The sequence below is a fragment of the Sporosarcina sp. CAU 1771 genome (assembly GCF_054482775.1).
Genome location: NZ_JBTLRN010000029.1, coordinates 18,688 through 36,658, shown reverse-complemented (window position 1 = coordinate 36,658; position 17,971 = coordinate 18,688). Strand labels below are relative to the sequence as shown.

The 17,971-nt window shown below is 40.6% G+C and carries 21 protein-coding genes; 17 read left to right on the top strand and 4 right to left on the bottom strand.

What is annotated here, in order from left to right; all coding sequences use genetic code 11:
- Window positions 1–164 precede the first annotated feature (164 nt).
- Complete coding sequence (locus ACXYMX_RS15015) at window positions 165–773, bottom strand: trimeric intracellular cation channel family protein (RefSeq protein WP_459045072.1); 609 nt, start codon at window positions 771–773, stop codon at window positions 165–167.
- Between the two features lie 139 nt (window positions 774–912).
- Here ACXYMX_RS15015 and ACXYMX_RS15010 point away from each other — a divergent pair, with 139 nt between their 5' ends.
- Complete coding sequence (locus ACXYMX_RS15010; RefSeq protein ID WP_459045070.1) at window positions 913–2,169, top strand: methionine gamma-lyase family protein; 1,257 nt, start codon at window positions 913–915, stop codon at window positions 2,167–2,169.
- Window positions 2,170–2,223: 54 nt separating this feature from the next.
- Here ACXYMX_RS15010 and lexA read toward each other — a convergent pair whose 3' ends face one another.
- Window positions 2,224–2,862: a transcriptional repressor LexA gene (gene lexA / locus ACXYMX_RS15005; RefSeq protein ID WP_459045069.1), complete on the bottom strand. Its 639-nt coding sequence runs from the start codon at window positions 2,860–2,862 to the stop codon at window positions 2,224–2,226.
- A 205-nt stretch (window positions 2,863–3,067) separates the two neighbouring features.
- Here lexA and yneA point away from each other — a divergent pair, with 205 nt between their 5' ends.
- The 6 genes from yneA to ACXYMX_RS14975 all read left to right on the top strand — a co-directional run bounded on the left by yneA (window position 3,068) and on the right by ACXYMX_RS14975 (window position 7,519).
- Window positions 3,068–3,382: a cell division suppressor protein YneA gene (yneA, locus tag ACXYMX_RS15000; protein WP_459045068.1), complete on the top strand. Its 315-nt coding sequence runs from the start codon at window positions 3,068–3,070 to the stop codon at window positions 3,380–3,382.
- Between the two features lie 2 nt (window positions 3,383–3,384).
- Entirely contained in the window at window positions 3,385–4,041 is a 657-nt protein-coding gene (locus tag ACXYMX_RS14995) for a YneB family resolvase-like protein (protein WP_459045071.1), read from the top strand.
- A 63-nt stretch (window positions 4,042–4,104) separates the two neighbouring features.
- Entirely contained in the window at window positions 4,105–4,338 is a 234-nt protein-coding gene (locus ACXYMX_RS14990) for a DUF896 domain-containing protein (protein WP_459045067.1), read from the top strand.
- Window positions 4,339–4,430: 92 nt separating this feature from the next.
- Window positions 4,431–6,437 carry a transketolase gene (tkt, locus tag ACXYMX_RS14985; RefSeq protein ID WP_459045066.1) on the top strand — a complete coding sequence of 669 codons (2,007 nt, stop codon included), beginning with the start codon at window positions 4,431–4,433 and terminating at the stop codon, window positions 6,435–6,437.
- Window positions 6,438–6,606: 169 nt separating this feature from the next.
- Window positions 6,607–7,059: a sporulation inhibitor of replication protein SirA gene (gene sirA, locus ACXYMX_RS14980; protein WP_459045065.1), complete on the top strand. Its 453-nt coding sequence runs from the start codon at window positions 6,607–6,609 to the stop codon at window positions 7,057–7,059.
- 199 nt (window positions 7,060–7,258) lie between these two features.
- Entirely contained in the window at window positions 7,259–7,519 is a 261-nt protein-coding gene (locus ACXYMX_RS14975) for a YneF family protein (RefSeq protein WP_459045064.1), read from the top strand.
- Between the two features lie 97 nt (window positions 7,520–7,616).
- Here the strand turns inward: ACXYMX_RS14975 and ACXYMX_RS14970 are convergent, their stop codons facing one another.
- Together ACXYMX_RS14970 and ACXYMX_RS14965 are read right to left on the bottom strand one after the other, a co-directional pair.
- Window positions 7,617–8,540, bottom strand: a complete 924-nt coding sequence (locus tag ACXYMX_RS14970; RefSeq protein WP_459045063.1) for an alpha/beta hydrolase — start codon at window positions 8,538–8,540, stop codon at window positions 7,617–7,619.
- Between the two features lie 15 nt (window positions 8,541–8,555).
- On the bottom strand, window positions 8,556–9,458 hold the full coding sequence (locus ACXYMX_RS14965; RefSeq protein ID WP_459045062.1) for a hydroxymethylglutaryl-CoA lyase: 903 nt from the start codon (window positions 9,456–9,458) through the stop codon (window positions 8,556–8,558).
- 97 nt (window positions 9,459–9,555) lie between these two features.
- Between ACXYMX_RS14965 and ACXYMX_RS14960 the strand changes: the two genes are divergently transcribed.
- From ACXYMX_RS14960 to ACXYMX_RS14915, 10 genes are all read left to right on the top strand, one after another.
- Complete coding sequence (locus tag ACXYMX_RS14960; RefSeq protein WP_459045061.1) at window positions 9,556–10,740, top strand: acetyl-CoA C-acetyltransferase; 1,185 nt, start codon at window positions 9,556–9,558, stop codon at window positions 10,738–10,740.
- An 18-nt stretch (window positions 10,741–10,758) separates the two neighbouring features.
- Window positions 10,759–11,007: a DUF3886 domain-containing protein gene (locus ACXYMX_RS14955; protein ID WP_459045060.1), complete on the top strand. Its 249-nt coding sequence runs from the start codon at window positions 10,759–10,761 to the stop codon at window positions 11,005–11,007.
- Window positions 11,008–11,088: 81 nt separating this feature from the next.
- Window positions 11,089–11,916: a bifunctional hydroxymethylpyrimidine kinase/phosphomethylpyrimidine kinase gene (gene thiD, locus ACXYMX_RS14950; protein WP_459045059.1), complete on the top strand. Its 828-nt coding sequence runs from the start codon at window positions 11,089–11,091 to the stop codon at window positions 11,914–11,916.
- A gap of 19 nt (window positions 11,917–11,935) precedes the next feature.
- Window positions 11,936–12,703, top strand: coding sequence for an exodeoxyribonuclease III (locus tag ACXYMX_RS14945; RefSeq protein ID WP_459045058.1), 768 nt, complete (start codon window positions 11,936–11,938; stop codon window positions 12,701–12,703).
- Between the two features lie 12 nt (window positions 12,704–12,715).
- The gene (locus tag ACXYMX_RS14940; protein ID WP_459045057.1) at window positions 12,716–13,081 is read left to right on the top strand and encodes a hypothetical protein; all 366 of its coding nucleotides are present in this window, start codon (window positions 12,716–12,718) and stop codon (window positions 13,079–13,081) included.
- 133 nt (window positions 13,082–13,214) lie between these two features.
- On the top strand, window positions 13,215–14,336 hold the full coding sequence (locus ACXYMX_RS14935; protein WP_459045056.1) for an NAD(P)/FAD-dependent oxidoreductase: 1,122 nt from the start codon (window positions 13,215–13,217) through the stop codon (window positions 14,334–14,336).
- A 70-nt stretch (window positions 14,337–14,406) separates the two neighbouring features.
- The gene (locus tag ACXYMX_RS14930; protein WP_459045055.1) at window positions 14,407–15,093 is read left to right on the top strand and encodes a Crp/Fnr family transcriptional regulator; all 687 of its coding nucleotides are present in this window, start codon (window positions 14,407–14,409) and stop codon (window positions 15,091–15,093) included.
- 483 nt (window positions 15,094–15,576) lie between these two features.
- Entirely contained in the window at window positions 15,577–15,726 is a 150-nt protein-coding gene (locus ACXYMX_RS14925) for a cytochrome c oxidase subunit 2A (RefSeq protein ID WP_459045054.1), read from the top strand.
- Between the two features lie 12 nt (window positions 15,727–15,738).
- The gene (locus ACXYMX_RS14920) at window positions 15,739–16,206 is read left to right on the top strand and encodes a cytochrome c oxidase subunit II (protein ID WP_459045053.1); all 468 of its coding nucleotides are present in this window, start codon (window positions 15,739–15,741) and stop codon (window positions 16,204–16,206) included.
- A 14-nt stretch (window positions 16,207–16,220) separates the two neighbouring features.
- On the top strand, window positions 16,221–17,900 hold the full coding sequence (locus ACXYMX_RS14915; RefSeq protein WP_459045052.1) for a cbb3-type cytochrome c oxidase subunit I: 1,680 nt from the start codon (window positions 16,221–16,223) through the stop codon (window positions 17,898–17,900).
- The last annotated feature ends 71 nt before the right edge of the window (window positions 17,901–17,971 follow it).

Below are 17,971 nucleotides of genomic sequence, written 5' to 3'. Positions count from 1 at the left end.
CAAGCGAATTATCACGTTAATGAAGGACAAAGAGTAAGAACAATCAAAGGAAAAGGAGTCAATTCGTTCAAAATCGAACGAATTGACTCCTTTTTGATTTTCGAAACCATTATAAATTAAAAAACGTAAGTTTTTCAGTGGCCTCTTTTCAAATCCCTGCTCTTTCATGTATTTGTCGTGATTTTCCCGACCGGAAGTTGCCATTTGAAAATTAGCGAAAGAATTCGAAGCCCCGCAGTAATAACTAACAGGATATAAAGCGAAAAATCACTTGAGAACACGCCGACTCCGATTAAAAGCCCAGCTAATGCTGCCCATACCGCATAAATTTCCCTCTTGAAAACGAGTGGTTTTCTTCCAGCAAGCAAATCTCTAAGAATACCTCCACCTGAACCAGTAAGTACAGCTGCTACAATAACAGCACTAACGGGTAAGCCAAGGTTTACGGCGAATAAGGCGCCTTGAATTGCAAATGCAGCAAGACCCACCGCATCAAAATAGTTTCCCCATCGTTCCCAATGATTGAGTAATTTATTTGCAAATAAAAAAATGATTGTAATCGATATAAGTGCACCTTGAAATAAGGAGCCTTGGTCCCAAAGTACGGACGTTGGAACCCCGATTAAGAGATTCCGTAAAGCGCCACCACCAAATGCGGTGACAATACCTAAAATATATACACCAAAAAGATCATACTTTATTTCCATTGCGACAATTGCTCCAGAAACTGCAAATGCAATTGTCCCAATCCAGTTAAATACATCCCAAGCCAACTCGATTGCCTCCGTTTCTCCACTAGTTACTTTATCAGATATAAATATATTTTCAACAATCACTATTCAGAAACATTGACCACCGGGAGCAAACTGGTAAGATAATAAATGGAATATGTAAAAAGAAAGAGGAATTTAAATGTTTAATGAGGCATTAATGAATAAAGTAGAAGAAATTGAGACGAAGCTTGCGCCGTATTTTAAAGACGTAGAAAAAATTGCGTTTACGAACCAAGCGAAAGTACTCGCTGCGTTCCGAAAGAATCGAGTGAGTGATTTTCATTTGAATGGTTCGACGGGCTATGGCTACGATGATGAGGGGCGGGATACATTGGAGCAAGTCTATGCAGATGTGTTTGGAAGTGCGTCTTGCTTAGTTCGCAACCAAATTATCTCAGGTACACATGCAATTTCAATTAGCTTATTTGGTGTTCTTCGTCCTGGCGATGAGTTACTTTATATTACGGGTAAACCTTATGATACTTTGGATTCCATCGTTACAGGAAATGGCAAAGACACGGGATCTCTTCATGACTACGGGATTACTTACAAACATATTGATTTGAATGAAGATGGTTCGGTAAACTTTGATGAAGTGATTAAAAATATTCATAGCAAAACGAAGGTAATCGGCATTCAGCGGTCGAAAGGTTATTCTAATCGTCCTTCGTTTAGGATAGATGAAATTGGTGAAATGGTACGAAGAGTGAAAGAAGTCAATCCTAATCTGATTGTGTTTGTTGACAATTGTTACGGTGAATTTGTTGAAGAGAATGAACCAACTGAGGTAGGCGCAGATTTAATGGCGGGATCTCTCATTAAGAATCCTGGTGGTGGATTAGTTCGAACAGGAGGCTACATTGCAGGTCGTGCAGATCTCGTCGAGCAATGTGCGTACCGTATGACTTCACCGGGCTTAGGTGCTGAAGCAGGGGCATCTCTCGACACATTACTTGAAATGTACCAAGGGTTCTTTTTAGCTCCCCATGTCGTAAGTCAAGCGGTTAAAGGGGCGCTCTTTACGGCGGCACTTTTGGATGATTATGGGTTGGATACGACTCCCCATTATTCGGAGAAACGCACAGACTTAATCCAGTCAGTCAATTTCCGAAATGCTGAGCAAATGATAGCCTTTTGCCAGACAATCCAAGAAAACTCTCCTATCAACGCACATTTTGCACCAGAACCTTCTTATATGCCAGGGTATACAGATGATGTGATAATGGCAGCTGGTACATTCATTCAAGGATCGAGCATTGAGTTGACGGCAGATGGTCCAATACGACCTCCATACACCGCTTATGTACAGGGCGGGCTAACGTATGAACATGTAAAGTTAGCGGTTCTTTCATCTTTAGGAAAGCTTGTTGAAAAACAATTAATCGATAGTAAATAAAAAAAATGGAACTGTTCCCAATGAGTTTGTTGGGGAACAGTTCCTTTTGTATTCTTAATGAATATGCCGATACACGCCGACAACTTTTCCAAGAATAGATACATTGTCTACAATAATTGGTTCCATTGAAGAGTTTTCAGGCTGAAGACGGAAATAATCTTTCTCCTTGAAGAAGCGTTTTACTGTTGCTTCATCATCCTCTGTCATAGCGACAACAATTTCTCCGTTTTGTGCAGTTTGCTGTTGTTTAACAACAACGTGGTCTCCGTTGAGGATTCCAGCTTCAATCATACTGTTTCCTACGATTTCAAGCATGAATAACTGATCTTCGGCCATACCAAAACTTTCAGGTAGTGGGAAGTATTCTTCAATATTTTCAATTGCTGTGATTGGCAGTCCAGCTGTTACTTTCCCAATAAGAGGAACATTGAGAACACCTGGTTTAAAAATATCCATTCCTTCGGGATCTAAAATTTCGATAGCTCTTGGTTTAGTAGGGTCTCTTCTTATGTAACCTTTGCTTTCCAAACGGGCTAGATGACCGTGGACTGTTGAACTTGAAGCTAGTCCTACAGCAGTACCAATTTCTCTAACAGAAGGCGGGTAACCTTTTTGCTTCACCTCGGATTTAATGAAGTCCATGATGTCTTCTTGTCTCTTAGATATTTTCTTAGTTTCCTTCAATCTAGTCATTTTATCACTCACCTCTCAAGAAATAGTTTAGCAATGTACCTACGTGAAAAATCTCTTTTCCGCATGATAACTTTATTTAATTTAAGTGTAACAGGTGTTCTATAAGTTAGCAAACGTTAGTTCTAAAAAGGGTTGACATTCACACGATTATAAATTATATTAAGAACAGACATTCCAGAACAAACATTCGCAAGGAGGAGAAATGATGACTTTCATTAAAAATAATTCTTATATACTTCTAATAATGGTGCTTTGCTTAACTTTTTCTTTTATCGGAACAAATAAATTAAACAAGAAAATTGATTACAATGAGGTTACAGTAATAGAGGGTGATACACTTTTGTATTTAGCGACTAAATATGGTGAAGAGATGGTAACGGAACAATGGATTGCAGAAGTTAAAAAGCTCAACGACTTAAATTCTACGAATATCATTGCAGGAAACGAATTGAAGGTACCTGTATTCAATTCAATTGATAAAAATGAAATTGCAATTCATCTTGAAGGAGACGACGAGTGAAGATGTCACGTAAAAAATGTGTGATTTATTGTAGAGTGAGTACAAACAAACAAGAACAAGAAATGTCTTTATCCCGCCAAGAGGAAGAGTTGAAACGCTTAGCTGTAGAACTTGAATTGGATCTTTCGGCAACATTCACCGATCAGCATAGTGGATTCGATATTGAACGAGATGGTCTGCTTGATTTACTGGAATATGTGCGGGATGAGGAAATCGATGCGGTTCTTATTCAAGATGAAACGAGGTTAGGGCGTGGGAATGCACGAATGGCAGTTTTGCATTTATTAGCTAAAACTGAAACTGCAATTTACACGTACAATGATAGCGGTCCAATTGCATTGAATGAAATGGATACAATGCTCCTTGAAATCCTTTCGATTGTTGAGGAATATCAACGTAAGTTACATAATGCAAAAATACGTCGTGGGATGAAAAGGGCTGTAAGAGATGGGTACCGACCTGAGCGCAATTTAAAAAATAGAGGCAATGCGGAAGGTCGAGAGCGGATAGAAATCCCTGTGAGTGAGATTGTATCTTTGCGCGATAAAGGTTTGACGTACGAAGAAATAACGGGAGTTCTAAAGGGGCTAGGGCATACTATTAGTAAGGCAACGGTCCATCGTCGATATAAAGAATACGAACTCGAGCAGGAAGGCTGATTGGTTGCACTTTCCTGTTTTTTTGTATACCTTTTTATATGAAACGAAAATGGAGGAATTCACATGTTATCTAAAGAAAAAATAAATCGCATAAATGTATTAGCTAACAAATCAAAAACGACAGGTCTATCTATGGAAGAAGCAAAAGAGCAGACTTCTCTTCGCAAAGAGTACTTGGAAACCTTTCGTTCATCGATGCGCGATACAATTGAACACGTCAAAGTCGTCGATCCTGAGGGAAATGACGTAACACCTGAAAAAGTCAAGCGTGCAAAAGACGGAAAATACTTACAATAGTCAATGGTTTGGCCCGAAGTATTGTATTTGAAGCGCTACTTGTCTAAACTAGTAGATGTAGTAAAGATATAATTGGGAAGGGATGTACTCAAATGACCGTACAAATTGATCAACTTGCAATTAATACCATCCGTACACTTTCAATTGATGCAATTGAAAAAGCAAATTCCGGACATCCGGGATTGCCAATGGGTGCTGCTCCAATGGCTTATACGCTTTGGACAAAACATATGCACCACAATCCTTCAAATCCACAATGGTTTAACCGAGACCGCTTTGTACTTTCGGCTGGACATGGTTCAATGCTTCTTTATAGCTTACTTCACCTTGGTGGCTACGGGCTTCCAATGGCTGAAATTAAAAACTTTAGACAGTGGGGTTCTTCAACGCCAGGACATCCTGAATACGGCGATACGGTAGGTGTAGAGGCGACTACTGGACCACTTGGTCAAGGAATTGGAATGGCAGTCGGTATGGCTATGGCAGAAAAGCATTTGGCTGCAACTTACAACAAACCTGAATTTGATGTTGTTGACCATTATACATATGCTCTTTGTGGAGATGGGGACTTAATGGAAGGTGTTGCTGCTGAGGCAATATCACTTGCAGGTCATTTACAACTCGATAAACTAATTGTGTTATACGATAGCAATGACATTTCACTTGATGGTGATTTAGATATGTCGTTCACAGAAAATATTCGTAAGCGTTTTGAATCATACGGTTGGAACTATATCCGTGTTGAAGACGGCAATGAAATCGGTGATGTTTCAAATGCAATTGAACAAGCAAAATCAAATACGGGTGGACCGACACTCATTGAAGTAAAAACAGTCATCGGGTATGGCTCACCGAATCGGGGCGGGAAATCAGACGCTCACGGTATGCCACTTGGTGAAGATGAAATGAAATTAACGAAAGAATATTACAAATGGACTTTTGAAGAAGATTTCCATGTTCCTGAAGGTGTTTATGAAACATTCCAAGAAGCTGCTGATGTACTTGGTGTGCAAAAAGAACAACAATGGAACGAGCTTTTCGCAAAATACGAGGAATCTCATGCAACTCTTGCAGCTCAGTTAAAAGATGCGATTGAACGTAAAGTCCCTGAAAATCTGGAACAATTACTCCCAACTTACGAAGCGGGTACTTCACATGCAACGCGTTCAGCTTCAGGCGACGCAATCAATGCAATTGCTAAAGTAGTTCCTTCGTTCTTTGGAGGTAGTGCAGACCTTGCGGGATCAAATAAGACAACGATTAAAGGTTCAGGCGATTTCTTGCCTACGGATTACTCGGGGCGTAATATTTGGTTCGGTGTTCGTGAATTTGCTATGGGTACAGCATTAAATGGAATGGCTCTTCACGGTGGATTGCACGTATTTGGTGGAACGTTCTTCGTCTTTAGTGACTATGTACGTCCAGCTATTCGTTTGTCTTCAATCATGGGGGTTCCGGTCACTTACGTCTTCACGCATGACAGTGTTGCAGTAGGGGAAGACGGCCCAACTCATGAGCCTGTTGAGCACTTAGCTGCACTACGAGCAATGCCAGGTCTATCAATCATTCGTCCAGCAGATGCGAACGAAACAGCTGCTGCATGGAATATTGCAGTGTCATCAAAAAATAGACCAACTGCGCTCATTTTATCTCGCCAGAATTTGTCTGTTCTTCCTAAATCGGGGGAGCTAGCAATGGAGGGCGTAAAAAAAGGTGCATACGTTATTTCTCCTGCCAAGAAAGAAAAGGCAGATGCAATTTTAATTGCTACAGGATCAGAAGTGAATTTGGCGGTTGCTTCACAAGAAAAATTAGCAGCTGAAGGAATCGATGTGTCTGTTGTTTCAATGCCTTCATGGGATCTATTTGAAATGCAAGACGCAGAATATAAGCAAAGTGTTTTACCGAAAGATGTGAAAAAACGTCTAGGTATTGAAATGGGCGCCTCTCTTGGATGGCATAAGTATATTGGAGATGAAGGTGATCTCATTACCATCGATACGTTCGGAGCAAGTGCACCTGGAGATACCGTAATTGCAAAATACGGATTTACTGAAGAAAATGTACTCACAAAAGTAAAAGCATTACTAGATAATTAATTTAAAAGCTGTACGATCAATCGAATTTAGATTGATCGTACAGCTTTTTTCGATTTTTTTGACTATATTTTCAGTAATTGTCCCAATGTGACAATAATAGTGACGTTCTACTCCGCAATGTGACAGACTTTTCAGTTCAATACATGTACGATTTCATTAGGAGGTGGCGATGATGCGATCATATGGCATTTATAAAGTGAAGAAAATGTACCAACCGTTTTTTATTGGGCGAGAGCAATTATTTTATGAATTATTAACGGAGAATTTGGAGCAAAGCGAACACTTAAAAGAAGTTCACTACTTATGTGATCTTATCGAGAGGAAAACAATTAGTAAAGCGATTGTCGATACTTTAGGTAAGGGATTTTCAACATATATTAATGACGAAGGAACGTACGTTTTAACACATCCAGTAAAGGGAACCATTTCAATATCGCTTTCAAATTACTTGATGCATGTTTATTGTGATGGATCGCGTATGTTAGATTTGGATTTATTCGTTGCTTTATCTGAGTCTGGGAATCGTTTTTTTGCAGTAATGGATGGCCAAGGCGAGTGGGGATGGTTAAAGCCTCTAAAATATTCACGAAGATTAGGTAGGGAAGAGGTAGCATTTCGTTGAAGATTCGAACAGAATTATAAGTGAGCTCCATTTTAGATTGTTAAAAATGGAGCTTTTTTGATTCCAATTCCTGTTTTTTTGCAGTAATCTAGTTTATAAGGAATATTTACATAAGTCTCATTGCCTTTCACTGCGTATATGATGTATAATTCTACGGGGTAGAGTAAAACGAATTACGAAAGTGAAGGAGGTATAGCGGATGAGCTTACCATTAGGAATTAGTTTAATTGTCGTCGCGCTATTGGGCGGTGTGGCTCTTGGATTTTTCATTGCACGTCAATATATGATGAAATATTTAAAAGATAATCCACCAATTAATGAAGATATGTTACGTATGATGATGATGCAAATGGGTCAGAAACCGTCACAAAAGAAAATTAATCAGATGATGACTCAAATGAATAGAGCAAGTGATGATCAAGGTAAAAAGCCTAAAAAGGCAAAGAAAACTAAGAAGTAATTTCAGTCACTTTTCCCATTAGAAATAATTGGGGGAAGTGATTTTTTAATACATCCAAAAAACACCTGCAGGTACTTTTAGCAGGTGTTTCATGAATTCAGTTTAAATTGAATGTGTCCAGAAATTCTTTCACGGTTTTTGTATATTCTCTCGGGTTGTCATTATAGGATTTGGCATGACCGCCCTTAGGAAAAAGCTTTAACATTTTGTCTCCTTGTTTCGCCTCGAATAATTCTTCGGTCATATAAGGGAGAATAAAGTCATCTTCCAAGCTATGAATAAACAACATCGGCTTTTTTATATTCCCTACAACTTCTCTTGGTGAGACATGTTTAAGTGAATAGCCATCTCGCATTCTCATAAACAAATTCCCAATACGAATGACCATTGCATTTCGAAGGGGTGTATCTTTTCTTAAAATATGAAGAACTTGCTCTGATGAGTCCGAAAACGGACAATCGACAATGTGGAAGTCGGCTTCATCTTCAAAAGTTCCTGCGTAAAGTATGGTTGTAGCTGCACCCATGGATTCGCCGTGAATTCCGAGTAAGGCATCCTTACCAATGATTTCTCGTATGGCTGTAACAATTTCCTTTAAATCAATTTTTTCGTAATAGCCAAAACTTGTCGTTTTCCCACCGGAATCACCATGTCTTCGGTGATCATAAATTACGGAATTGAAGCCCAATCGCTCAAATAGACGGGCATATTTAACGGAGTTAATTTTATTTTCTGTGACGCCATGACATATGATAACTGTGCGCTTCGTTTCGAGAGGTTTCAAAAAAACCACTCTTAGTAAATAACCATTTGAAGACTTAATCCACATATCTTCTTTACGAACCGTGTCATACCATCTCTGGTCGAATCGTTTGGCAAGAACTTCACGTCTCATGACTAAATCAGGGTCTTTCATTTTGATATACATAATTCGGTTTGTTAGCAAAATGCCAAAGAGAGTCATTAGTGCTGTAGCGATGCCTGAGAGAATGCCAGCGATGTAAAGAAAACGACGCTTCAATTAAGTAACCTCCTTTTACAACTGATCATTTAGGTAAAGTCGGTACATGCCGGTCTCGATTGGGCGCGAAACATGTGGGGAAATTTTGTCTACTGCTTCACAGACATTCTTCACATCGACACCCGTTTCAATCCCAAGTGAACTGAGCATGTGTACAACGTCTTCTGTTGCGACATTTCCTGTAGCACCAGGTGCAAACGGACAGCCCCCGAGACCGCCTGCTGAAGTATCGAAACGATCAATTCCAGCTTGAAGAGAAGCATAGATATTCGCAAGTGCCATTTTACGCGTGTCGTGAAAATGTGCAGTTAGGAGTACATCAGGTAGTTCAACGAGTAGAGCATTAAACAAGTTATAGCATTCTATGGGATTCGCCATTCCTATTGTATCTGCGACACTTAGTTCATCCACGCCCATTTCAACAAAACTTTTACAAAGAGCAATGGTCTTTTCAGAACTAATTTTGCCTTCAAATGGGCAATAAAATGCCGTTGAAATACATGCACGGACAAAAATATCTTGCTCTTTTAATTTTGAAATGACGGGTTTCAATGTTTGTAAACTTTCACTTGTTGTCTGATTAATATTCTTTTTATTAAATGAATCACTGACACCTACAAAGACAGCTACACTTGTTGCACCTGCTTCAAGTGCGAGTTCTGCACCTTTTGCATTCGGAGCGAGAACGAACTGACGACCAATTCGTTTTGTTTTTTCAACGATTCCAGCCGCGTCTGCCATTTGTGGTACCCATTTCGGGGACACGAATGAGGTGAGTTCCATCTCGGTAATTCCTGCTTGTTGCAGAGCTTCTATAAAGATGAGTTTGTCCTGTTCGGAAACGAGTTTACTTTCATTTTGTAAACCATCTCTAGGGCCGACCTCGATTATCGTCACTTTATCTGGTAAAATAAACATACCATCCCTCCTTAAGTATATTGTAATGAAGGGATGTCTATACAAGCAACTTTATTTATTGGAAATCATTGATTAAATGGAAATAGGGGGAATTCACATGTCTAAAGAAGTGGTTATTGTTTGTGCGGTTCGTTCAGCAATCGGTTCATTTATGGGTTCATTGAAAGACGTACCTGCAACAGATTTAGGGGCTGTTGTTATTAAAGAAGCGCTTGAGCGTGCAGGGGTAAAGCCTGAGCAAGTGGACGAAGTGATTATGGGGAACGTTCTACAAGCAGGCCTTGGACAAAATCCAGCAAGGCAAGCAGCGATCAAAGCGGGTCTTCCTGAAACAGTTCCATCGCTTACAATTAACAAAGTGTGTGGATCGGGACTTAAAACCGTTCAACTCGCAAGGCAAGCGATTCTTTCGGGGGATGCTGACATTATTGTTGCAGGCGGCATGGAAAACATGAGCCAAGCTCCGTATTTATTGCCAAAAGCACGTGAAGGATTCAAAATGGGGGACCAAAAAGTCGTTGATAGCATGATTACAGACGGTTTATGGTGTGCATTCAACGATTATCATATGGGTGTTACTGCAGAGAATCTATGTGAAAAATATTCAATTACACGTGAAGAACAAGATGAATTTTCTGCATGGTCACAGGCAAAGGCATCTGCTGCAATTGAATCAGGGAAGTTCAAAGATGAAATTGTCGCAATCGAAATTCCACAACGCCGCGGTGAGTCGATTGTTTTTGATACAGATGAATATGTAAAAGCAGGATCGACGGTCGATAAACTTGGAAAACTTCGACCGGCCTTTAAAAAAGACGGCAGTGTGACAGCAGGAAATGCTTCTGGAATTAACGATGGAGCTGCAGCATTCGTACTTATGTCGAAAGAAAAAGCTGATGAGCTTGGCATTACGCCACTAGCGACAATCGTTGCGAATGCAATTTCAGGAGTCGATCCTTCAATTATGGGAATTGCACCGGTAGAAGCAGTGAAAACAGTACTTAAACGTGCAAACATGGACCTTTCTGAGATTGAGTTAATTGAAGCAAACGAAGCATTTGCTGCGCAATCCCTTGCTGTAGATAAAGAACTTGGCTTTAATCACGACATATTAAATGTCAACGGTGGTGCAATCGCACTCGGTCATCCAATCGGTGCAAGTGGTGCCCGGATTCTTGTGACACTTTTACATGAGATGAAACGCCGTGATGCAAAATCAGGACTGGCAACGCTTTGTATTGGCGGAGGCCAAGGTGTAGCTGCGATTGTTAAACGTCCTTAATTAAGGTAGGTGGAAACGATGAAAAAACGTAAAAAACAAGTGGCACGTCCAAAAGCAAAAGAGAATGATTCGTTAACGTTATCCGACGCGTTGGGTGATGATATACTTGAAAAATTAAAGTTGGCAAAAAAAGAATTAAAAGATGTGGAGAACAAAAAAGAAGAGCAGCGACAAGAAGAAATCCGTCGTGAACGCAAAGAACGTGAGAAAAACAAGAGTTTTGAAGAACTGCTCAATGAGTACGGAGATAGTGGTTCGAAGTTTTAACGTGAAGGCACTAGTCTCAATCGGACGAGTGCCTTTTCGATTGAAATCGAGATAAGTTGAAAAGGAAGGAAATGAATCGATATGTTGCAACGTGCATTATCCATCGCAGGATCCGCAGCGCGAGGCGGGGCTGGAATTCAGGCAGATTTAAAAACGTTTCAAGAGTTAGGTGTTTTTGGCATGACAGCTGTAACGGCTATTGTCGCCGAACATCCTACAACGGGCAGGCGGATTTTCCCACAATCCGTCGAAGCTATTGAAGCGCAAGTAGTAACGTCTTTAAGTGACATCGGCGCGGACGCAATTAAAACAGGTATGTTATTTACAGAAGAAATCATTACGAAAACTGCTGAACTTATCGAACAGTCAGGTGTTAAGAATATTGTTGTCGATCCAGTTATGATTGGAAAGATTGGCTCGGTTTTATTGAAAGAAGACGCAATTGAATCGATGAAAAACAAAATACTTCCGTTAGCGACAATCATTACCCCAAATATGGAGGAAGCTTCCGAGTTGTTAGGACGGGGACAAATGACGACGGTTGATGAGTTGAAAGAAGCAGCAGTTGAACTACATAAATTAGGTCCGAAGTATGTTCTTGTAAAGGGTGGTCGCTTAGAAGGGCCCGCAACGGACATATTGTTTGATGGAACGCATTTATATATATTAGAAGCACCGAGATTGGACACAATCCATACAAATGGTGCTGGGTGTACGTATTCTGCAGCCATCACAGCAGAACTTGCGAAAGGGCAATCGGTTCCTGAGGCAGTCGAAACTGCGAAGAAATTCATAACTGCTGCCATTCGCCATTCTTTCGGATTCAAGCAAGGGGTCGGACCAACGTATCACGCGGCGTATGGCATTTACGGAGAAACGGCATGTAAAGTAACGATAGAAAAGTATTGAATAGGGGTGCGATTGGAAAATGAAGTTTGTTTCTTGGAACGTCAATGGATTAAGGGCGTGTGTTCGAAAAGGGTTCTTGGATTATTTTAATGAAGTCGATGCAGATGTATTTTGTTTGCAGGAAATTAAGTTGCAAGAAGGCCAAATCGATCTCGACCTAGAAGGGTATCACCAATATTGGAATTACGCTGTGAAAAAAGGCTATTCCGGTACAGCTGTATTCACGAAGGAAAAACCGATGACTGTGAAATATGGTGTTGGGGATTCGGATGAAGAAGTAGAAGGCCGAATTTTGACGCTGGAATTTCCGAAGTATTATTTGGTCAATGTGTATACGCCAAATGCCCAGCGTGACTTAGCTCGACTTCCTTATCGGTTGGAGTGGGAAGATGCACTTCGGGAGTATTTAGTGTCATTAGATGCAGTGAAGCCTGTTGTATACTGCGGAGATTTGAATGTGGCGCACCAAGAAATCGATATTCGGAATGTGAAGTCGAATATTGGCAACTCTGGATTTACATCCGAAGAACGTGGGAAGATGACTTCGCTTTTGGAAGAAGGATTTATTGATACATATCGTCATTTTCACCCGGATAAAGAAGGGGCTTATACGTGGTGGTCTTATATGAGTAAAGTTCGGGAGCGAAATATTGGGTGGCGCATTGATTACTTTATCGCCTCAGAAAGATTACGAGAATCTTTGGTAGATGCGGACATCCACTCGGATATTATGGGAAGTGACCATTGTCCAATCGTGTTGGAAATGGACATCAATCGTATTGGATAAGGAGTGAGTGGATTGGGTCTAGATTTACAAGCTGTAGAAGCTAAAGGGTTAATTTTGAAAAATAAAGAAGTATGTCATTTTCAATGCAAATCTTACTATCTGGACAGAGAATTTAAGTATGGGCCAGAAATCTTCACGTATAGAGGCGATTTGTATATTACGAATAAAAGAATCGTTTTTATTGGCAAGGACAAAACAGTAACGTTTCAAAATAGTAGCATCGTTAGATATACGTTTAGTACGTACGAAACAGATTTTGAATTAATGGTATTTAAAGAGAATCAATCAAAATTTGATCCGATCTACGTTTCTTTAGAGAATAAAGAAGAGCTAGTAGAGATTCTGAAAAGGTTATTTAATCAAGTACGATTCACTTGATAGGTGCAAGCGTATTTGAAATGAATAAACAAAAAGATTCCTAGAAAAAATTCAGTCTTGCGTTAATCAGGCTGAGTTTTTTTGGTTTATGAGGTACTATAGAAGCAACGACTAAAGTGGAAAAGGTGTTTATATGAAAAACTACATTGTCATAGGGTCAGGGATTCTAGGTGCATCGACAGCGTACCATTTAGCGAAAAAAGGGGTAGCTGTAACCGTTATTGACCGGAAAGATATAGGACAAGCGACGGATGCTGCTGCGGGAATTATTTGTCCGTGGATTTCACAACGAAGAAACAAAGCGTGGTATGGACTTGCGAAAGCGGGGGCGGCTTATTATTCGTCCCTCATCGACCAATTGCATGCGGACGGGGAAACGGATACGGGGTACGAGCAAGTGGGGGCAATTAGCTTGCATTCAGATGTGGACAAGTTAAAGCAAATGGTGAAGCGAGCAACAGAGAGGCGCGAAGATGCACCTGAAATTGGAGATATTGAACAGCTGACATCGGAAGAAACAGTGGATCTCTTTCCACCACTAACCGATAACTTTGGTTCCGTTCGAGTGAGTGGGGCGGCACGTGTAAATGGACGCGCACTTCGTGATGCGCTGAACAATGCGGCGAAGAAACATGGTGCCGAATACATTTATGGTTCTGCGAAGTTACTTTTTTCATCCAATCAAGTGACGGGTGTCCAAGTTGGAGAAGAAGTCTATACAGCGGATACCGTTTTGGTTACGGCAGGCGCATGGGCTGACGAACTCCTTGAACCACTCGGAGTAGATGTACAAATCTTTTCACAAAAAGCACAAATTATTCATCTACAACTTGAAACGAAAGATACAAATACTTGGCCAGTTGTCATGCCTCCTCACGATCAGTACATCGTTCCTTTTGACGATGGGCGTATCGTAATTGGTGCGACGCATGAAAACGACTTTGGATTTGACCAACGAATTACTGCGGGTGGACTACATGAAGTGTTGGACAAAGCACTCGCAACTGCACCTGGGTTAGCTGAAGGTGAATTTGCCGAAGCACGCGTTGGGTTTCGCCCATTTACGCCGGGGTTTCTTCCGGTAATAGGAGCTATTCCAGGCGTCGAAGGATTGCTGATGGCAAATGGTCTTGGTGCATCTGGTTTAACAGTAGGTCCATTCTTAGGCGAACAGCTTGCAAAACTAGCCTGCGGAGAGCCTTTAGAAATTGAGCTAGACTTGTACAGTGTTTCTCCAAAAGTCTTGGAATCCTAATTTTTATGATAAAATAGAAGTAGTAGAATCTTCTAAAGCTGCATACCGTACTTAGAGGGGAGGGAATCCTTTGCTAACGTTAAAGAAAATCTTACGAGATGTACCTCTTTTTAAAGACTTATCTGATGAAGAAATCGAACCGTTTTATGATATTGCAAGGAAGCAAAGCTTTGCAGATAAAAGCATGATTTTTATGCATGAAGCTCCGGTAACCCAAGTTTTTATTATCGCGACGGGAAAAGTTAAAGTGTTTAGAAATGATATCATTGGAAAAGAACAAATTATTTGTGTTAAACAAAGTGGAGATTTGTTTCCCCATGTTGGATTTTTCCGGCCGGGAAACTATCCAGCACACGCGCAAGCAATAGAGGATACAGTTCTCTTCTCCATTTCAATAAAAGACTTTGAAAAAGTGCTCGTTGTGAATCCTCACTTATCGATAAAGTTATTACGTGTGTTAGGCGATCGAATTGTCGAACTGCAACAACGTTTGGAAGAAATGTCGCTTCGGAGTACTAACGAACGTATTCTTCTACTCCTCCAGCGACTTTGTGAAACACATAGCAGTGTGCAGCCGGATGGTTGGATACAAATCAACACCAAATTCACAAATGCAGATCTTGCGAATATGATTGGTACGACGAGAGAATCTGTGAATCGAATGATTTCCCAACTGAAAAAAGAAGGATCGCTGAAAGTGAAAGACGGTCAATATGTGATTTGTCCGGACAAAGTTAAGGAAAATGTATTTATATAAGAAAGTCCAATTCCCAAATGATGCAGAAATGCATCGTTTGGGGATTTTTTTATGGAGTTTTTTGCGAAGTCCAACGTATTGGGCCAGTAGTTCAACCAATGGCATTCGAAGTGCAACCTTCCTCGCGAGTAGTACAACCAATTGCCTCCGTAGTGCAACGTTACCCATCGGCGTCCGAATCCTACGATCTCATACTCGCCTGCTATATTAAACGCAGACTTGTCTATTTGAAATAGCTAGGTAGCCTCGAAGTGTTCATAAGATTGTCACTATTTATTCCGTCGAAATATAGTGCTGGAAATGTGTTTTTTTATTAGTGTAAACGTTGATGTAAAGCCATTTATAAGTAATGAAAATCAACATCACAGACATTCAATTCACTCAAGTGTAAAACCGACCAATTTCAGTGTGATTTAAATCACATTACTGAGAATGATTATCACTTATTCTCAAAGTAACAAGAAAATAAAGGAGCTGAACGTGATGGAAATCGAAAAATTGAGCAATCAGGAGAAAGTAGAAACTGAAAACGATTCATCGCTAAAAGGAACTATGTTTTCAGTTGGTGTTGTAGGAGCAGTCATTGTCTTTATGTGGGCTTTACTTTTTGTCATTTACATGTACCGAGTATAGGGAGGGATAAATATGAAAATGCATCGACATGAAGAAGTGTGGTTGATTATTAGTGTAAGTATTCTTGTACTATTTATGGTCGTTGTCGGGTATCAAACATTTGCATTAGGCATGGGGCCCCCAAGTCACAAGGAAACAATTGATCCTCAAAAAGTGGACCAAACTGCACCGTTTGATAATCCGGGTATTTTTGAAACGGGAGAGAATAAATATGAGGTCGTTATGACACTTGAAATCTTTAGTTTCGTACCGGGTGACATTGAAGTTCCAGTAGGTTCAGAAGTTACGTTCATTATGACATCAAAGGATGTTGTCCACGGATTCCAAGTAGCAGGAACAAATCTGAACGCGATGGTTATGCCAGGACACATTCAAAAAATCACTCAGAAGTTTGATAAACCCGGTGAATACCTAGTGTTATGTAACGAGTACTGTGGAATCGGTCACCAAATGATGAGTACAACAATTACTGTTAAATAAAGGAGGGGAGTACTATGAGTAAAGCAATTTCACAAACGATTAAAGAGAAAACAAATCGAGCTATGGGTGTGAATGCAGCAGATGCAAAGTTAACTAGATCATTTATGGTAGTTGCATTTATCGCACTCTTAGTTGGTGGCGTATTAGGACTTTTACAAGGGCTTGAACGTGCAGGATTAATTCAGTTGCCTCATTGGTTTGATTATTATCAAGTATTAACAGCACATGGAATACTGCTAGTTATCGTTTTAACGATGTTCTTCACAATCGGTTATTTCTACTCAGGATTATCCCACACATTAGGTGGGTTACTACCAAAAGTACGAAAAATGGGTTGGATAGGATTCTGGATGCAAATCGTTGGTTTAGTAATTGCAGTTATTCCGGTGTTAACAGGTCGAGCGTCTGTCCTTTACACATTCTATCCACCAATGGCTGCGTCACCTGACTTTTACATCGGTCTAGCGATTCTAGTACTGGGTGTGTGGGTTTGTACATTCGGAGTATTCATTAACGTCGCGCACTGGAGAAAAGTGAATAAAGGGAAGCATATTCCAATATTTGCATTCTTCGCAATGGGTGTTTTTACACTTATGTTTTTCGGAAGTATCGGCGTCACAATCGAAGTCATCACGTTGATATTCTGGTCAGCTGGAATACTTCCGACAATTAACGTCATGGTCAGCCGTACATTATTCTGGGCTTTCGGTCATACGCTCGTTAACATTTGGTATCTAACGGCAGTATCGGCATGGTATGTGATCGTACCGAAAATTATCGGTGGCAGACGCTTTAGCGATACATTAACTCGAGTCGTTGTCATTCTGATCGTGATCACAAACATTCCTGGAGGCTTTCACCACCAAATTGTTGACCCTGGAATGTCGCAAACGCTTAAGTATCTACACACGTTCATGAGCTTGTCAATCGCGTTTCCATCCTTGATGACAGCATTCGCTATGTTCTACGTCTTTGAACGTACGGGCAGAAAACTTGGAGGAAAAGGATTGTTTGGTTGGCTCAAAAAATTGCCATGGGGAGACGTTCGTTTCTTGGCACCGATGATTGCAATGATTGCATTCATTCCTGCAGGAGCTGGAGGAATTGCACAAACAACGAACCAATTGAACCAAGTTGTTCATAACACAATGTGGGTAGTTGGTCACTTCCACTTAACAGTCGGCACATCCGTTATTCTAACCTTCTTTGGTATCAGTTACTGGTTAATTCCACATCTTTCTAATCGTGTTCTAACGCCAAAGATGAATAAAATCGGGGTCGTTCAAACACTTATTTGGACGGTTGGGATGATCTTTATGTCAGGTGCCATGCACTGGGTTGGGCTACTCGGTTCTCCGAGAAGAACTTCCTATACAACATACGGGGATAGCGCAACGGCCCTTTCTTGGGATCCCTATATGATGTTCATCGCAATTGGTGGGACGCTGCTTATCATCGGGGTAGTGATTCAAGTCTTCGCAGTGTTCAATATGATGTTCTTCGCTCCAAAAGGAGTAACTGAGTTCCCGATTGCGGAGCCAGAGGATTCAGAAGATAAAACACCGATGTGGACAGATCGCTGGGGCTTATGGATTGTACTCATGTTGCTTCTCGTATCGATGGGGTATGTCATCCCACTCGTCGACTTTATCGTCAACGCACCCCCAGGTTCTCCACCATTTAAAACATGGTAACTAGTTAATTGATGAAGAGGTAATCGTCTACAACGAGTTGCTTCTTCTTTTTATAAAACGTTCTTAGGATG